This is a genomic window from Pseudomonas sp. P4_C8 (genome assembly GCF_056401975.1).
Window position 1 is genome coordinate 60,605 of sequence record NZ_JBFUIH010000005.1, and the last position, 16,179, is coordinate 76,783.

The window sequence follows — 16,179 nt, forward strand, 5'->3', positions numbered from 1 at the left end:
GTTTGGACAACTCGCCCCCCACATTAGATTTGCTCTGGATAGGCCTACATAGAAGCCTGATGCACCTGCTTCTCCAACTCTGCCTTCAACCCCGGCTCCAGCCTCAACTGCCGCGCCAGCTCATCAAGGTAGGACCTCTCCATGAAGTTCTGCTCATCCACCAGCATTACACTGGCGATGTACATCTCGGCGGCCATTTCCGGCGTGCTGGCAGCGCGGGCAACCTCCCTCGGGTCAAGTGGCTTGTTGAGTTCGGTATGTAGCCAGTGCTGCAATGCCTGATCGTTGTCGAGCTTGGTGAACTCACCTTCGATCAACGAACGCTCACGCTCATCTATGTGGCCATCGGCTTTTGCCGCCGCGATCAACGCTTTGAGTATTGCCTGGCTGTGCAGTTCGACTTGCGCCGGGGGTAAGCGGTCGAGGGTTTGTGGTTCACTTCTTGTGTTAGAAAGCGGCGCAGCGCCCTGCTGCGTCTGCCAGTTGCCATAGGCTTTGTAGGCAACCACTCCCAATGCCGCAAGGCCGCCGTAGAGGGCGACTTTGCCGCCGACGTTGCGGGCCTTTTTGCTACCGAGCAACAGGCCCATGGCGCCCGCCGCCAACGCACCGCCGCTCGCGCCCGAGAGCAAACCACCCAAGCCACCGCTGGACGCCTTGTTCTGATGACCACCGGCTTTGTTCTTCAGCAAATCCTGACCGGACTTGAGCAGTTGATCGAGCAAACCACGGGTATTCATTTTGCCGCCTCCACCAAGGGTTAACCGGCCACCAGCCTAGATCGAAAGTGCCCGGCTTCTCCCGACGAGAGTGCTTCCAGATGTTGCTCATCTCTTGTAACGCTCAGGAGCCCATCGATTAAAACGATATACACTCAAGCGAATCTATAAAAACAGCCCACCGGGTACTTTCCCATGATGACCCTGCGTCAGATTCGTCACTTCATTGCCGTGGCCGAGACCGGCTCGATCTCCGCCGCCGCACAAACCGCATTCATTTCCCAATCGACACTGACCCTGGCCATCCAGCAACTGGAGCAAGAAATCGGCGTCGGCCTGTTCAATCGTCACGCCAAGGGCATGACGCTGACCCACCAGGGTCATCAATTCCTGCGCCAGGCGCACCTGATTCTGGCAACGGTGGACAACGCCAAACGCAGCCTGCAACAGAGTACCGATCAGGTGGCCGGCCAGTTGATCATCGGCGTGACCAGTCTGGTCGCCGGTTATTACCTGGCGGATTTGCTCACCCGCTTTCAGCGCGCTTACCCCAATGTAGAGATCCGGGTGATGGAGGATGAGCGACCGTACATCGAGCATTTGCTGGTCAGTGGCGAGATCGATGTCGGCGTTCTGATCCTGTCCAACCTGGAAGATCGTCACGCCCTGCAAACCGAAGTCCTGACGCATTCGCCCCATCGCTTGTGGCTGCCGGCCCAGCACCCGCTGCTGGAACACGACAGCATCAACCTTGCCGACGTGGCGCGAGAACCGCTGATTCAATTGAACGTCGATGAAATGGACCGTAATGCCCAGCGCATGTGGTCCGCGGCGTCCCTGCAACCGCGCATCACCCTCAGAACCGCCTCAACGGAGGCGGTGCGAAGCCTGGTGGCCGCCGGTTTGGGCGTGTCGATCCAGCCCGACATGACCTATCGCCCGTGGTCACTGGAGGGCGACATCATCGAAGCACGGCCGATTGCCGACCTGAGCCAGACCCTCGACGTCGGCCTGGCCTGGCGCCGTGGCACCGCGCGCCCGCCGCTGGTGGACCCGTTCCTGACCGTCGCCCGCGAGCAACCTCACGGCGGGCGCAAGCCATCTATTTAATCGAACGCCACCTTCAGTATTTAGAATTTGTCGACCTCGGGTCTGCGCACTAGTCTTGATGCATCTATATAAGACGGCCGGGCCCCAGTCACTGGGAGCAGCATGGCCACACAAGAAAAGAGAACCCGCAAAATGGCTGGCGCGCAGACCCCGTTGTTTACCGCGTTGTTGATCGATGGCGAATTGGTCGCAGGCCAGGGTTTTGTCGAACCGATCCTCAACCCCGCCACCGGGGAAGTGCTGACGCATATCGCCGAAGCCAGCACTGAGCAAGTCGAAGCCGCCATCCTCGCCGCCCACCGCGCCTTCACCGGTTGGTCGCGGACCACACCGCAGCAACGTTCAAACCTGCTGCTGGACATCGCCAACGCTATCGAAAAACAAGCCGACCTCCTCGCCCGTCTTGAATCCCTGAACTGCGGCAAGCCGTTGCACCTGGCCCGCCAGGACGATTTGAGCGCGACGGTCGATGTGTTCCGCTTCTTCGCGGGCGCCGTGCGTTGCCAGACCGGACAGCTCAGCGGCGAGTACCTGCCGGGCTACACCAGCATGGTGCGTCGCGATCCTATCGGGGTTGTCGCGTCCATCGCGCCGTGGAATTACCCGATCATGATGGCCGCGTGGAAAATCGCCCCGGCCCTCGCCGCCGGCAATACGCTGGTGTTCAAGCCGTCCGAACACACGCCGCTGTCGATCCTGGCCCTGGCGCCTGCGCTGGCCGAGATCCTGCCGCGCGGCGTGATCAACATTGTTTGCGGTGGCGGTGAGGGCGTCGGCAGCCATTTGGTCAGTCATCCTAAAGTGCGCATGGTGTCCTTGACCGGGGATATCGTCACCGGGCAAAAAATCCTCCAGGCCGCCGCCAAAACGTTGAAACGCACGCACCTCGAACTTGGCGGTAAAGCGCCGGTAATCGTTTGCAACGATGCGGACATTCAAGCGGTGGTCGAAGGTGTACGCACTTACGGTTACTACAATGCCGGTCAGGATTGCACCGCCGCGTGCCGGATTTATGCGCAGACCGGGATTCATGACCGTTTGGTGGCCGAACTCGGCGCGGCGGTCAGCAGCCTGCGCTTCGCTGGCAAACGCGATGCCGACAACGAAATCGGGCCGCTGATCAGCACTCGCCAGCGCGACCGCGTAGCCAGTTTCGTCGAACGCGCCCTCGGTCAGCCGCACATTGAACGGGTGACCGGCGCGGCAGTGCACTCCGGCGCCGGCTTCTATTACCAACCGACGTTGCTGGCCGGTTGCAAGCAGAGCGATGAGATCGTTCAGCGCGAAGTGTTCGGGCCGGTGGTCACCGTGACCCGATTCGACGAACTCGAACAAGCGGTGGACTGGGCCAACGACTCCGAATACGGCCTCGCCTCCTCGGTCTGGACCCAGAATCTGGACAAGGCGATGCAGGTCGCGGCGCGCTTGCAGTACGGCTGCACCTGGATCAACAGCCATTTCATGCTGGTCAGCGAAATGCCCCATGGTGGCCTGAAGCGTTCGGGCTACGGCAAAGACTTATCCAGCGATTCGCTCCAGGACTACAGCGTGGTGCGGCACATCATGGCGCGCCACGGACAGCATCTCTGACTACGCTAATAACTAGCCGCTAACGGCATGCTTCACCGCGTTCACAACTGCCCCGACCATAATTAAAGAAGAGGGAATTCCCATGTTCGTGCACAAGACCGCACTGCTCAGTGCAATCACTACCGCGCTGCTGGCGAGTGCCAGTGTCCAGGCCGCCGAACCGCTGAAAGCGGTCGGTGCTGGCGAAGGTCAGCTGGATATCGTGGCCTGGCCGGGTTACATCGAACGTGGCGAAAGCGACAAGGCCTACGACTGGGTGACCGGTTTCGAGAAGGAAACCGGCTGCAAGGTCAATGTAAAAACTGCCGCCACCTCCGATGAAATGGTCAGCTTGATGGCCAAGGGCGGTTACGACCTGGTGACCGCGTCGGGCGATGCCTCGCTGCGGTTGATCGTGGGCAAGCGTGTGCAGCCGATCAACACGGCATTGATCCCGAACTGGAAGAACATCGATCCCCGTCTCAAGGATGGCCCGTGGTACACCGTCAATAAACAAACCTATGGCACCCCGTACCAGTGGGGCCCGAACGTGTTGATGTACAACACCAATGTGTTCAAGACCGCGCCGACTAGCTGGGGCGTGGTGTTCAATGCGGAAAACCTGCCGGACGGCAAGCCGAACAAGGGACGCGTGCAGGCTTATGACGGCCCGATCTACATCGCCGACGCCGCGCTGTACCTGAAAACCGCCAAGCCGGAATTGGGTATCCAGAACCCGTACGAACTGACCGAAACCCAGTACAAAGCCGTGCTCGATCTGTTGCGCGCCCAGCAACCGTTGATCCACCGCTACTGGCACGACACCACGGTGCAGATGAGCGACTTCAAAAACGAAGGCGTGGTCGCGTCCAGCGCCTGGCCGTATCAGGTCAACGGCCTGATGAACGAGAAGCAGCCGATCGCTTCGACCATCCCGAAAGAAGGCGCCACCGGTTGGGCCGACACCACCATGATGCACGCCGAGGCCAAACACCCGAACTGCGCTTACAAGTGGATGGACTGGTCGCTGCAACCGAAAGTCCAGGGAGACGTAGCCGCGTGGTTTGGTTCGTTGCCAGCGGTGCCGGCGGCGTGCACCGGCAGCGAATTGCTCGGTGCGGAAGGCTGCAAGACCAATGGTTTCGACCAGTTCGAGAAGATCGCCTTCTGGAAAACCCCGCAGGCTGAAGGCGGAAAGTTCGTGCCGTACAGCCGCTGGACCCAGGATTACATCGCGATTATGGGCGGCCGCTAAGCCCTCTTCGCGAGCAGGCTCGCTCCCACAATTGATCGCATACCAATGTGGGAGCGAGCCTGCTCGCGATGCTTTTAAAGATTCAGATTTTCGGAGTTCCGCACCATGACGCTTGCAGTCCAGTTCACCAACGTTTCCCGTCTTTTCGGCGAAGTGAAAGCCGTAGACCGGGTTTCCATCGACATCCAGGACGGCGAGTTTTTCTCCATGCTGGGCCCTTCCGGCTCGGGCAAAACCACCTGTTTGCGCCTGATCGCCGGTTTCGAACAACCGAGCGCAGGCTCCATCCGAATTCATGGCGAGGAAGCCGCCGGGCTGCCGCCGTATGAGCGTGACGTCAATACCGTGTTTCAGGATTACGCCCTGTTCCCACACATGAACGTACTCGACAACGTCGCTTACAGTTTGAAGGTCAAAGGCGTCGGTAAAGCCGAGCGCCAGAAACGCGCCGAAGAAGCCCTCGACATGGTCGCCCTCGGCGGTTATGGCGAGCGCAAACCGGTGCAACTGTCCGGCGGTCAGCGCCAGCGTGTGGCCTTGGCCCGCGCACTGGTCAACCGCCCGCGCGTGTTGCTGCTCGATGAACCGTTGGGCGCCCTCGACCTGAAACTGCGCGAACAAATGCAGAGTGAGCTGAAGAAACTGCAACGCCAGCTCGGCATCACTTTCATCTTCGTCACCCACGACCAGACCGAAGCGCTGTCGATGTCTGATCGCGTGGCCGTGTTCAACAAGGGGCGCATCGAGCAGGTCGACACGCCGCGTAACCTCTACATGAAACCGGCGACGACCTTTGTCGCGGAATTCGTCGGCACCTCCAATGTGATTCGCGGCGATCTGGCGAAGCAGTTGAGCGGCAACCCGCAACCGTTTTCGATTCGCCCGGAACATGTGCGATTCGCCGAAGGACCGCTGGCCAGCCACGAGATCGAAGTCAGCGGTTTACTGCACGACATTCAGTACCAGGGCAGCGCTACTCGATACGAGATGAAACTGGAAAACGGCCAGACCCTGAACATCAGCCAGGCCAACAATCAATGGCTGGACACCAGCGCCCAGCACCAGACCGGGCAACGCATCAGCGCACGCTGGGCACGGGAAGCGATGATCCCGTTGCACGACACTGTTGCCGGCGGGGTGTGAGATGAACACCGCGGCTATCCCTCAAACTCCAGCCAGCGGTTCGCCATTGCGCAGGTTTTCCAATCTGCTGTATCGCCGGCCCAACCTGTACCTGTCGATGCTGCTGGTGCCGCCGCTGCTGTGGTTCGGCGCGATCTATCTTGGCTCGTTGTTGGTGCTGTTGTGGCAAGGTTTTTACACCTTCGATGACTTCACCATGGCGGTCACGCCTGACCTGACCCTGGCGAACTTTACCGCGCTGTTCCAGCCGTCGAACTTCGACATCATCCTGCGCACCTTGAGCATGGCTGTGGTCGTCTCCATCGCCAGTGCCATCGTCGCGTTCCCGATTGCCTACTACATGGCGCGCTACACCACCGGCAAGACCAAGGCGTTTTTCTACATCGCCGTGATGATGCCGATGTGGGCCAGTTACATCGTCAAGGCGTATGCCTGGACCTTGCTGTTGGCCAAGGGCGGCGTCGCGCAGTGGTTCGTTCAGCACTTGGGACTGGAGCCGGTGTTGCAGTTCGTGCTGGGCATTCCGGGCGTGGGCGGCAGCACCTTGTCGACCTCGCACCTGGGGCGCTTCATGGTGTTCGTCTACATCTGGCTGCCGTTCATGATCCTGCCGATTCAGGCATCGCTGGAACGTCTCCCGCCGTCCCTGTTGCAGGCATCGGCCGACCTGGGTGCCAAACCGCACCAGACTTTCATGCAGGTGATTCTGCCGTTGTCGATTCCGGGCATTGCCGCCGGTTCGATCTTCACCTTTTCGCTGACCCTGGGCGACTTCATCGTGCCGCAACTGGTGGGCCCGCCGGGCTACTTCGTTGGCAGCATGGTGTACGCCCAGCAAGGTGCGATCGGCAACATGCCGATGGCCGCCGCCTTCACGCTGGTGCCGATTGTGTTGATCGCCATTTACCTGACTATCGTCAAACGACTGGGGGCCTTCGATGCACTCTGAGAAAGCTTCTATCGGATTAAAAATCGCAGCCTGGGGCGGGTTGGTGTTTTTGCACTTCCCGATCCTGATCATCTTCCTCTACGCCTTCAACACCGAAGACGCGGCCTTCAGCTTTCCGCCCAAGGGTTTCACCCTGAAGTGGATCGGCGTGGCGTTCTCGCGGCCGGACGTGCTGGAAGCGATCAAGCTCTCGCTGCAGATCGCCTCCGTCGCGACCTTGATTGCCATGGTCCTTGGCACGCTCGCCTCGGCGGCGTTGTACCGCCGGGATTTCTTCGGCAAGCAAGGCATCTCGCTGATGCTGATCCTGCCGATTGCGTTGCCGGGGATCATCACCGGGATCGCATTGCTGGCGACCTTCAAGACATTGGGGGTCGAGCCGGGGATGTTCACCATCATCGTCGGTCACGCGACCTTCTGCGTGGTGATCGTCTACAACAACGTCATCGCCCGTTTGCGTCGTACTTCGCACAGTTTGATCGAAGCTTCGATGGACCTTGGCGCCGATGGCTGGCAGACCTTCCGATACATCATCCTGCCGAACCTTGGCTCGGCGTTGCTGGCCGGGGGCATGCTCGCGTTTGCGCTGTCGTTCGACGAAATCATCGTCACCACTTTCACCGCCGGCCATGAACGCACCTTGCCGCTGTGGCTGCTCAACCAACTCAGCCGCCCACGGGACGTGCCGGTGACCAACGTCGTCGCGATGCTGGTAATGATCGTGACCATGCTGCCGATCCTCGGTGCCTATTACCTGACCCGGGGTGGCGAGAGTGTTGCGGGCAGTGGCGGTAAGTAACTGACAACCCTTTCTTACTGTGGAAATGGGCTTGTGTAGGAGCTGGCTTGCCAGCGAATGCGGTGGATCAGCCAACATCGTTGTTGAATATGATGCCCCCTTCGCTGGCAAGCCAGTTCCTACAAGGAACCGGTTTCCACAGAGAACAAACAACAGTTCCGAAGAGGACAAATGCCATGCAAACCAAACTCTTGATCAACGGCCAACTGATTGACGGCGAAGGCCCCGCCCAACCTGTGTTCAACCCGGCCCTCGGTAGCGTGTTGGTGGAAATCAACGAAGCCAGCGAAGCCCAGGTCGATGCTGCCGTCCGTGCTGCCGACAGTGCCTTTGAAGGCTGGTCGCAAACCCCGCCGAAAGAACGCTCGCTGCTGCTGCTCAAACTCGCCGACGCGATCGAAACCCATGGCGAAGAGCTGGCGAAACTGGAATCGGACAACTGCGGCAAACCCTACAGCGCCGCGCTGAACGACGAGATCCCGGCGATTGCCGACGTGTTCCGTTTCTTCGCTGGTGCCAGCCGTTGCATGAGTGGCTCAGCCGGTGGCGAGTACCTGCCGGGTCACACCTCGATGATCCGCCGCGACCCGGTCGGCGTGATTGCCTCCATCGCACCGTGGAACTACCCGCTGATGATGGTCGCCTGGAAAATCGCCCCGGCCCTGGCCGCCGGTAATACCGTGGTGCTCAAGCCGTCGGAACAAACCCCGCTGACCGCCCTGCGCCTGGCTGAACTGGCGTCGGACATCTTCCCGGCTGGTGTACTCAACCTGGTGTTTGGCCGTGGTCCTAGCGTGGGCAGCCCGCTGGTGAACCACCCGAAAGTACGCATGGTGTCGCTGACCGGCTCGATTGCCACCGGTTCCAACATCATTTCCAGCACCGCCGAAAGCGTCAAACGCATGCACATGGAACTGGGCGGCAAAGCCCCGGTGATCATCTTCGACGACGCCGACATCGATGCAGCCGTGGAAGGCATCCGCACCTTCGGTTTCTACAACGCAGGCCAGGATTGCACCGCCGCGTGCCGCATCTATGCGCAGGCCGGCATCTACGAAAAATTCGTCGAGAAACTCGGCGAGGCGGTCAGCAGCATCAAGTATGGCGTGCAGGATGATCCGTCGACCGAACTGGGGCCGCTGATCACCGCGCAACACCGCGACCGTGTGGCCGGTTTTGTCGAGCGCGCCATCGCGCAACCGCACATTCGCTTGATCACCGGTGGCAAGGCCGTGGACGGCAATGGTTACTTCTTCGAGCCGACCGTATTGGCCGATGCTCAGCAAGATGACGAAATCGTTCGCCGTGAGGTGTTCGGGCCGGTGGTTTCCGTCACGAAGTTCACCGATGAAGCGCAGGTGCTGGGCTGGGCCAACGATTCGGACTACGGCCTGGCGTCATCGATCTGGACCTCGGACGTCGGTCGCGCGCATCGCCTGTCGGCGCGGCTGCATTACGGCTGCACGTGGGTGAACACGCACTTCATGCTCGTCAGCGAAATGCCGCATGGCGGCCAGAAACTGTCCGGTTATGGCAAAGACATGTCGATGTACGGGCTGGAGGACTACACCGTCGTCCGGCATGTGATGTTCAAGCATTAAAAGCTTCGCTGGCAACCCAGCTCCTACACGGATTGCGCTGAACTTGTAGGAGCCGGGCTTGCCCGCGATGGCCTCACCGCTACATCAAGGAAGAAACCGGCACCAGGCACCACCCAGGTTCCACCCCAAAGAAGTCAAAACAATAACCACCGATCCGGGCAGCGCCTTCACGGCCCTGCCACGGTTTCGGACATCCGAAATCTGCCGATTTTCCGGAGCTGACACACCATGGAAACAACACCTGAACTCGCTGTAGCCGTCGCCGACAGCGACACCGAGCAGTTACGCAAGCTGGGTTACACGTCGAACTTCAATCGCAGCATGAGCCTGTGGGAAAACTTCGCCCTGGGCTTCACCTATCTCTCCCCGGTTGTAGGGGTTTATACCCTCTTCGGCCTGTGCCTCGCCGCTGGCGGGCCACCGATGTTCTGGGCTTATTTACTGGTCGGTTGCGGCCAGTTGCTGGTGTGCCTGATCTTCGGTGAAGTGGTTTCGCAGTTCCCGATTTCCGGTGGCGTCTACCCATGGGCTCGCCGCTTGGTGGGCAAACGCTGGGCGTGGATGGTCGGCTGGATCTACTCCATCGCCCTGTGCGTGACCATCGCCGCCGTTGCAGTGGGTGCCGGTCCGTACCTGGCGGCCATGATGAGCTTCGAACCGAGCAACAACACCAACATCATCATCGCTCTGTTCCTGACGCTGTTCGCCACCCTGGTCAACCTCAGCGGCACCAAGGTGCTGGCGCGCATCGCCATGTTCGGCTTTCTGTGTGAACTGGTCGGCGCGGTGATCGTCGGCGTTTACCTGCTGGTCTTCGAGCGTCATCAACCGCTCAGCGTGTTGTTCAACACCTTCGACATCAGCGTCGACGGCTCATACTTGCCAGCCTTCCTCACGGCTTCGCTGGCGGGGATGTTCCTGTACTACGGCTTCGAGGCCTGCGGCGATGTGGCCGAAGAAACCCCGAACCCGAGCAAGAAAATCCCGGTGGCCATGCGCATGACCATCTACATCGGCGGCATCGCAGCGATGTTCGCTTGTCTGGCACTGATCCTCGCTGTGCCGGACATGCAAGCTGTCATCAACGGCACCGACAAGGACCCGGTCACCACCATCCTCAACAACGCCTTCGGCCCGGTCGGTTCGAAAGTGGTGATGGGCGTGGTGATGATTTCCTTCATCTCCTGCGTCATCAGCCTGCAAGCGGCGGCGAGTCGCCTGCTGTATTCCTACGCGCGTGACGAAATGGTCATCGGCAGCTCCCTGCTGAAGAAGATCTCGCCTGCTACTCAGGTGCCAGTGGCTGCGCTGTTCGTCTCCGGCATCCTGCCGGCGCTGATCATCATCCTAGGCTTCTTCCTGCAAGACGCCGTGGCAACTATCGTCAGCTTCGCGGCTATCGGCATCTACCTGGCCTTCCAGATGATCGTCCTCGGGGCACTCTATGCACGGATGAAAGGCTGGAAACCAAGCGGCAAATTCACCCTGGGTGCGTGGGGCTGGCTGGTGAACATCGGCGCGCTGGTCTACGGCGTCGGCGCAATCATCAACATGGCCTGGCCGCGCACGCCGGATGCGGCGTGGTACATCAACTACGCCATGGTGCTGAGCACTGCGATCGTGATTGGCTTGGGGTTGTTGTACATGTGGATTGCCAAGCCGTATGACCATGGCACGGCGCCTGCGGGGGATGCTTGGAAGGTTAGTCGGTAAAGGTACTTACCCAGTCCGCAGCGATGCGGGCTGGGTGGGTGGTGCTAAATCGGTTGAGGCTTGGAGAGACTTTCAAACTCGTCCATCAGTAGATGAATTTCAGTGCTCGGGTTGGCTTCGCCGCTAATGGCGACATCCTCGATAATCTTTGGCGCTAAAGCTCTTGCCCTTTGAAATGGCTCCCCCAAGAGTTTGGCGAAATAGTTGATGTCTTCGCCCTTCTCATACTTATCCATGTTGGGCTTTTCTCTGAGGCTCTTGGCTACCAAGTCGCCTGGAGAGCGTTTCCCGACCGCACGGAAAGGCTTTCGATTGAACCCGAAATGCAGAAGAAGCCAAAACTCAAAACAGGGATATGAAGAGATGACTTTGATTTTTGGATGCGGCCTCGCCAGATCAATTGCTCGCTCAAAGCACAAATGCGTATCGCGATCCAAGGCACAAAACACCTTGTCGAATCCTTTCTGACGGGCGATGGCCGTTTTTACAATGCCACTTGGGTGCGTGATGCCGCAGTGGGCAATTTCCACTTGAGCATTAGCGCGAAAATGAAATGCGGCCTCTTCCAAGTATCGTTTTCCTGACTTGCTGTCTTCACAGAGAATCAGCACTTTGGGTTGAGGCTTGAACCGGGGTGCCTTTCGATCAAACAGCCGTATCGAACGCGCCATGATCAACCCCGCCTTATCAACGGTAATCCGCGATAACGGCCTTCAAAGTAGCGCTTCTCGACATCCTCCCCTTCTCGTCCTTCAAAATCGTGAACCGAATAAAGACTGGTTGCACCGTTGGCATCGCGCTCGGTGATCCAGAACTGATCGCGCCGAAGTGTTTTGGCGTTCATTAGATGAGTGTCATGGGTGGTAAAGATCAGTTGAGTATCCAGCCCACTGTCCAAGTGTTTCTCAATCAGGTCATCAACGATTGAGGGGTGAAGGCTGCTGTCCAACTCATCGACAGAAAGAATCCCGCTCCCATCGGCGTGATTGATCATGAACCAGGGCAGCCAGAATCCGATCAGGTTTTTTGTGCCGCCGGACTCCTCTGAAAAATCGAATTCGGCTTTTCCTAAAAGGCTCGTATGCGTCAGGGTAACTTTGTCTTTTTGGGCGGCCGCAAAGAACTCTTTAAGCGTGAGTTTTTTTGCAGGTTGAACAGATTCCGCGTCTTCGGTGTTGAGGTGGATAGCTGACACAGGGATATCCACGTCCTTTAGAAAATCTCGCAAATTGCCGGTGTGATCCGAAGCAATCTTCAAAAATCTGATGGACGCGGCTGACAGCCCTATGAAGTTATTCTGCTCAATAACGAGTAGACCGGTTTGAAACCAGCTAAACGGCCACCGCAACTGGGTCAGCTCTTCGCTACTGTTCGCTACCGCCTGCGCAATAAACAACGTTTTTGGGCTCGTCAGACGCCGCCACGCATTGTGGACTTCTTTACCGCCCTCAAGGTGCGTTCCAAAAACATACTGCTCACCCTCCTCCGCAAAACGACGCTGATACAGCAGCACTTCCTTGCCTTTGGGGTATGAAACCAGTTGTTCCTCGATAATCCGCTGAGCCGTCAGGTGCAGAACAAACCGATATCGGAGCCCGCGTTGAATGAAGTTGTACTCAAAACAACTGGGTTCATGTTGGAGTTGCGGGTCGAAACGAAAGGGCGAAACCGGTAGCGGTTCATCATTTGCAGACGGTAATGCTGTGAGCAACTGTCCGATGATTCCCATCGCCCGAATGAGCGAAGATTTACCAGATGCATTCGGCCCGTAGATCGCCGCTACCTTCAATAAATCCGGCAGTTTTTCCCCATTTACCGGCGGCGCGAACAGATTGCGCTTTTTGCTCAAGCGCGGCGTCGCAGCCATGGACAGGGTTTGCTTGTCACGGAAGGAGCGATAGTTGGAAACAGAGAATTCGATCAACATGTAGCAAACCTGCAGTTCGTTCCTGAAAGTGGAAAAACCTATAGGAAAAACCAGAGCTGCGATGCTGCATCAGTGTACTTCAAGCAAAAACAGGAAATTCCTACAGACTGAGCCTTCAAGCTAAAAGCCCCATTCCTACGGCATGCGTCGCCAGAGTAGACTTGGCGCCGCGAGCGCCTGAGCGATAGGCTTTACCTCGTCGCTGCAACATCAGCGACCCGGGGTCGAAGCCGGAACAAATCAAAACGGTGCTTGCGCGCCCCCATAAAACTTAGGCTGTTCAAGTCTCAGTTTTGCTATATGGCGGGCCGTGTGGCGCGGGCCTTCTGGCTTCCGTTTTGATTGGAAGTGTCCCGACTTCGAACGCCATTCGGTTCGCCACCCAACCTGTCGAAGGGTTGGTGGCGGCTCTCCAAAATCAAAACGGAAAGTCCCCAATGACTGAATACACTTGTCGCTCGTTTACAAACGCCTCAAACCGTCTCTTCGGAGGCAGGCCATGATCCATCCTCATTTCACCCCAACCGTCTTCACCCGCCACAATCGCTTTCTTCACACCTTCATGCACGCCAACCAGGCCTGGTTCTGCGTCCAGGACCTCGGTCGCCTGATGGGCCGTCCTCTGGATCAACGCCTCACCCTGAAGCTAGACCCCGATCAGCGCCAACAGGTCTGGCTGCTGAGAAACGGCAAAACCATCGAATCGTTGATGGTCAGCGAATCTGGGATGTACGCCCTGCTGGTACATCATTTCGTCCCGGAAAACCGAAACCTGCGTCAATGGCTGAGCAACGAAGTCATACCTACGCTGCGCGAGTCAAAAACAGCTGTGGATAACATTCCAAGCCTGAGTTCATTGCAATGGGCAGGCATCTCGGTGCCGCTACTGCATTGGCAGCATCAAGCCTGGATCAAATGGCGGGACATGCCTGACCTGATGCAAGCACAACGACCATTCACGATCATGGGCACTTGCAGTTGAAGGCAGGGTAAAAGATGAAAAAGGGGCAGACTTCACAGTCCGCCCCTTGGCTTTCCAACAAGACTTAATCTCAAACCATCAAAACCGCGAAACACTCCTCATCGCATCCACCAGATACCGCATCGCAATCCGGTCGCTCTCCGACAGCTCTCGATACCGTTCCAACAACTTCATTTCGTCCGGGCTGAGCCGACGCCTTCGCCGGCCGCTTGCCAAGCAAGGAAGGATTCCTAACATTTCGGTGATGCCTTGTACTTTTGTCATTGACGATGTCCTTCTATAAGACCGAGAAAACTTCAAAAACCGCATCGCCCTCTCCTTTTTGTTTGTCGCCGGCCTTAAGGGCAGAAGCCGGTCATGAGCACAGAATAGGAACATTCCCGGCGCTGAAAAGAGGTTTTTAGAGTAATTAGTCAAAAAAAGCAGAAATGCCCTATAAATCAGAAAGTACTGTCGGAAAAGTTAACCGAAATTTCTTGTTTCATTGCCGAACCATCAAAGTGCTATCCATCAATTTTTGTCTGCAACCGAACGGTTTAAGCTATTTGGCATCTGTTTAAAGTCCGTTGCGTTTGGCCGAAGGCATGTCCGAACCGTTATTTTTGATCCAGTAGTGCCAGGAACGGCGCGGGATTGCTCACGACAGGTTGTACTTATGCACCGCAGGAATTTGCTCAAAGCGTCCATGGCCATCGCGGCCTACACCGGTTTGTCGGCCACCGGACTGCTGGCCGCCCGTGCCTGGGCGGGCAACGATACGGCGGATGGCGTGGCCCAGGCGTTCGATTTCGAAGCGCTGAAGATTCAGGCCAGGCAACTCGCCGGCAACCGCTATCAGGACACCAAGCAGGTGCTGCCGCCGACGCTGGCGACCATGACGCCGCAGAATTTCAACGCGATCCGCTACGACGCGAATCACTCGCTGTGGAAGGATTTGAACGGTCAGCTGGACGTGCAGTTTTTCCACGTCGGCATGGGGTTCAAGCAGCCGGTGCGCATGTACAGCGTCGACCCCAAGACGCGTCAGGCGCGGGAGGTGCATTTCCGCCCTTCCCTGTTCAACTATGAAAAAACCACGGTCGACACCAAACAGCTCACAGGCGATTTGGGGTTTTCCGGGTTCAAGCTGTTCAAGGCCCCGGAGTTGGACCGGCACGATGTGTTGTCCTTCCTCGGCGCGAGTTATTTCCGTGCGGTGGATAACACCGGGCAGTACGGGCTGTCGGCGCGCGGGCTGGCGATTGATACGTACGGCAAGAAGCGCGAGGAGTTTCCGGACTTCACCAAGTTCTGGTTCGAGACGCCAGACAAGGACAGCACCCGCTTTGTGGTCTATGCCCTGCTGGATTCGCCGAGCGCCACCGGCGCTTACCGTTTCGACATCGATTGCCAGGCCAACCAGGTCGTCATGGGTGTCGATGCCCATATCAACGCGCGTACCGCCATCGAGCAACTGGGGATCGCGCCGATGACCAGTATGTTCAGCTGCGGCACCCACGAGCGGCGCATGTGCGACACCATTCACCCGCAAATCCACGACTCGGATCGCCTGGCGATGTGGCGCGGTAACGGCGAGTGGATCTGCCGTCCGCTGAACAACCCGGCGACCCTGCAATTCAATGCCTTCGCCGACACCGATCCGAAAGGTTTCGGCCTGGTGCAGACCGACCATGAGTTCGCCAGCTATCAAGACACGGTCGACTGGTACAGCAAGCGCCCGAGCCTGTGGGTAGAACCTACAACCGCGTGGGGCGAAGGCTCTATCGATCTGCTGGAAATTCCTACAACCGGCGAGACGCTGGATAACATCGTCGCGTTCTGGACCCCGAAAAAACCGGTCGCGGCCGGTGATTCCCTGAATTACGGCTACAAGCTCTACTGGAGCGCGCTGCCACCGGTCGGCACGCCGCTGGCGCGGGTCAATGCGACCCGTTCGGGCATGGGCGGCTTCACCGAGGGCTGGGCACCGGGCGAGCATTACCCGCAGGTGTGGGCTCGGCGCTTTGCCGTGGACTTCACCGGTGGCGGTCTGGATCGCTTGCCGGAAGGGGCCGGGATTGAGCCGGTGGTGACGTGCTCGAACGGGCAGGTGAAAGACTTCAACGTCCTGGTGCTGGATGACATCAAGGGTTATCGCATTACCTTCGACTGGTTCCCGACCAATGACAGCGTGGAGCCGGTGGAGCTGCGATTGTTCATTCGTACCAATGACCGGACGTTGAGTGAGACCTGGTTGTACCAGTACTTCCCGCCGGCGCCGGATAAGCGTAAGTACACCTGACAGTTATTGGGCGCCTGAACTGGCGCTATCGCGAGCAGGCTCGCTCCCACATTGGATCTCCATGAGTCACAGACTTTGTGTTTGAAAAAGATCAATTGTGGGAGCGAGCCTGCTCGCGATGGGGCCGGTCC

14 protein-coding genes are annotated in these 16,179 nt (G+C 58.3%); 10 read left to right on the forward strand and 4 right to left on the reverse strand.

Annotated elements, in window-relative coordinates; all coding sequences use genetic code 11:
- Window positions 1-44: 44 nt before the first annotated feature.
- Window positions 45-740, reverse strand: a complete 696-nt coding sequence (locus AC1DWM_RS04135) for a tellurite resistance TerB family protein (RefSeq protein WP_477794676.1) — start codon at window positions 738-740, stop codon at window positions 45-47.
- Window positions 741-914: 174 nt separating this feature from the next.
- On the opposite strand from AC1DWM_RS04135, the gene AC1DWM_RS04140 reads away from it, so the two are divergent.
- The 8 genes from AC1DWM_RS04140 (at window position 915) to AC1DWM_RS04175 (ending at window position 10,858) form a co-directional block, all read left to right on the forward strand.
- Complete coding sequence (locus tag AC1DWM_RS04140) at window positions 915-1,829, forward strand: LysR family transcriptional regulator (protein WP_223511988.1); 915 nt, start codon at window positions 915-917, stop codon at window positions 1,827-1,829.
- 102 nt (window positions 1,830-1,931) lie between these two features.
- Complete coding sequence (locus AC1DWM_RS04145) at window positions 1,932-3,419, forward strand: gamma-aminobutyraldehyde dehydrogenase (RefSeq protein WP_477794677.1); 1,488 nt, start codon at window positions 1,932-1,934, stop codon at window positions 3,417-3,419.
- Window positions 3,420-3,501: 82 nt separating this feature from the next.
- Window positions 3,502-4,653: a putative ABC transporter substrate-binding protein YdcS gene (gene ydcS, locus AC1DWM_RS04150; protein ID WP_477794678.1), complete on the forward strand. Its 1,152-nt coding sequence runs from the start codon at window positions 3,502-3,504 to the stop codon at window positions 4,651-4,653.
- A 105-nt stretch (window positions 4,654-4,758) separates the two neighbouring features.
- The gene (locus AC1DWM_RS04155) at window positions 4,759-5,796 is read left to right on the forward strand and encodes an ABC transporter ATP-binding protein (RefSeq protein ID WP_223511991.1); all 1,038 of its coding nucleotides are present in this window, start codon (window positions 4,759-4,761) and stop codon (window positions 5,794-5,796) included.
- Window position 5,797: 1 nt separating this feature from the next.
- Window positions 5,798-6,745 (forward strand): ABC transporter permease, encoded by a 948-nt coding sequence (locus AC1DWM_RS04160; protein WP_223511992.1) that lies wholly within the window; start codon window positions 5,798-5,800, stop codon window positions 6,743-6,745.
- Complete coding sequence (locus tag AC1DWM_RS04165; RefSeq protein WP_477794679.1) at window positions 6,735-7,544, forward strand: ABC transporter permease; 810 nt, start codon at window positions 6,735-6,737, stop codon at window positions 7,542-7,544. Before AC1DWM_RS04160 ends, AC1DWM_RS04165 begins: the two co-directional genes overlap by 11 nt.
- Window positions 7,545-7,720: 176 nt before the next feature.
- Window positions 7,721-9,145: a gamma-aminobutyraldehyde dehydrogenase gene (locus tag AC1DWM_RS04170; protein ID WP_223511994.1), complete on the forward strand. Its 1,425-nt coding sequence runs from the start codon at window positions 7,721-7,723 to the stop codon at window positions 9,143-9,145.
- Window positions 9,146-9,373: 228 nt separating this feature from the next.
- Window positions 9,374-10,858, forward strand: a complete 1,485-nt coding sequence (locus tag AC1DWM_RS04175) for an APC family permease (RefSeq protein WP_477794680.1) — start codon at window positions 9,374-9,376, stop codon at window positions 10,856-10,858.
- A gap of 44 nt (window positions 10,859-10,902) precedes the next feature.
- Here the strand turns inward: AC1DWM_RS04175 and AC1DWM_RS04180 are convergent, their stop codons facing one another.
- Together AC1DWM_RS04180 and AC1DWM_RS04185 are read right to left on the reverse strand one after the other, a co-directional pair.
- Window positions 10,903-11,529, reverse strand: coding sequence for an RloB family protein (locus AC1DWM_RS04180; RefSeq protein ID WP_477794681.1), 627 nt, complete (start codon window positions 11,527-11,529; stop codon window positions 10,903-10,905).
- 2 nt (window positions 11,530-11,531) lie between these two features.
- Window positions 11,532-12,785 (reverse strand): AAA family ATPase, encoded by a 1,254-nt coding sequence (locus tag AC1DWM_RS04185; protein ID WP_477794682.1) that lies wholly within the window; start codon window positions 12,783-12,785, stop codon window positions 11,532-11,534.
- Window positions 12,786-13,284: 499 nt separating this feature from the next.
- Between AC1DWM_RS04185 and AC1DWM_RS04190 the strand changes: the two genes are divergently transcribed.
- Entirely contained in the window at window positions 13,285-13,767 is a 483-nt protein-coding gene (locus tag AC1DWM_RS04190) for a BRO-N domain-containing protein (RefSeq protein ID WP_477794683.1), read from the forward strand.
- 78 nt (window positions 13,768-13,845) lie between these two features.
- On the opposite strand, the gene AC1DWM_RS04195 is transcribed toward AC1DWM_RS04190, so the two are convergent.
- Window positions 13,846-14,031 carry a hypothetical protein gene (locus AC1DWM_RS04195; protein WP_452625084.1) on the reverse strand — a complete coding sequence of 62 codons (186 nt, stop codon included), beginning with the start codon at window positions 14,029-14,031 and terminating at the stop codon, window positions 13,846-13,848.
- Window positions 14,032-14,422: 391 nt separating this feature from the next.
- On the opposite strand from AC1DWM_RS04195, the gene AC1DWM_RS04200 reads away from it, so the two are divergent.
- Window positions 14,423-16,048, forward strand: coding sequence for a glucan biosynthesis protein D (locus AC1DWM_RS04200; protein WP_477794684.1), 1,626 nt, complete (start codon window positions 14,423-14,425; stop codon window positions 16,046-16,048).
- The last annotated feature ends 131 nt before the right edge of the window (window positions 16,049-16,179 follow it).

Coding starts and splice junctions, on each gene's coding strand:
- AC1DWM_RS04135 (WP_477794676.1), bottom strand. CDS start 740: ATGAATACCCGTGGTTTGCTCGATCAACTGCTCAAGTCCGGTCAGGAT.
- AC1DWM_RS04140 (WP_223511988.1), top strand. CDS start 915: ATGATGACCCTGCGTCAGATTCGTCACTTCATTGCCGTGGCCGAGACC.
- AC1DWM_RS04145 (WP_477794677.1), top strand. CDS start 1,932: ATGGCCACACAAGAAAAGAGAACCCGCAAAATGGCTGGCGCGCAGACC.
- ydcS (WP_477794678.1), top strand. CDS start 3,502: ATGTTCGTGCACAAGACCGCACTGCTCAGTGCAATCACTACCGCGCTG.
- AC1DWM_RS04155 (WP_223511991.1), top strand. CDS start 4,759: ATGACGCTTGCAGTCCAGTTCACCAACGTTTCCCGTCTTTTCGGCGAA.
- AC1DWM_RS04160 (WP_223511992.1), top strand. CDS start 5,798: ATGAACACCGCGGCTATCCCTCAAACTCCAGCCAGCGGTTCGCCATTG.
- AC1DWM_RS04165 (WP_477794679.1), top strand. CDS start 6,735: ATGCACTCTGAGAAAGCTTCTATCGGATTAAAAATCGCAGCCTGGGGC.
- AC1DWM_RS04170 (WP_223511994.1), top strand. CDS start 7,721: ATGCAAACCAAACTCTTGATCAACGGCCAACTGATTGACGGCGAAGGC.
- AC1DWM_RS04175 (WP_477794680.1), top strand. CDS start 9,374: ATGGAAACAACACCTGAACTCGCTGTAGCCGTCGCCGACAGCGACACC.
- AC1DWM_RS04180 (WP_477794681.1), bottom strand. CDS start 11,529: ATGGCGCGTTCGATACGGCTGTTTGATCGAAAGGCACCCCGGTTCAAG.
- AC1DWM_RS04185 (WP_477794682.1), bottom strand. CDS start 12,785: ATGTTGATCGAATTCTCTGTTTCCAACTATCGCTCCTTCCGTGACAAG.
- AC1DWM_RS04190 (WP_477794683.1), top strand. CDS start 13,285: ATGATCCATCCTCATTTCACCCCAACCGTCTTCACCCGCCACAATCGC.
- AC1DWM_RS04195 (WP_452625084.1), bottom strand. CDS start 14,031: ATGACAAAAGTACAAGGCATCACCGAAATGTTAGGAATCCTTCCTTGC.
- AC1DWM_RS04200 (WP_477794684.1), top strand. CDS start 14,423: ATGCACCGCAGGAATTTGCTCAAAGCGTCCATGGCCATCGCGGCCTAC.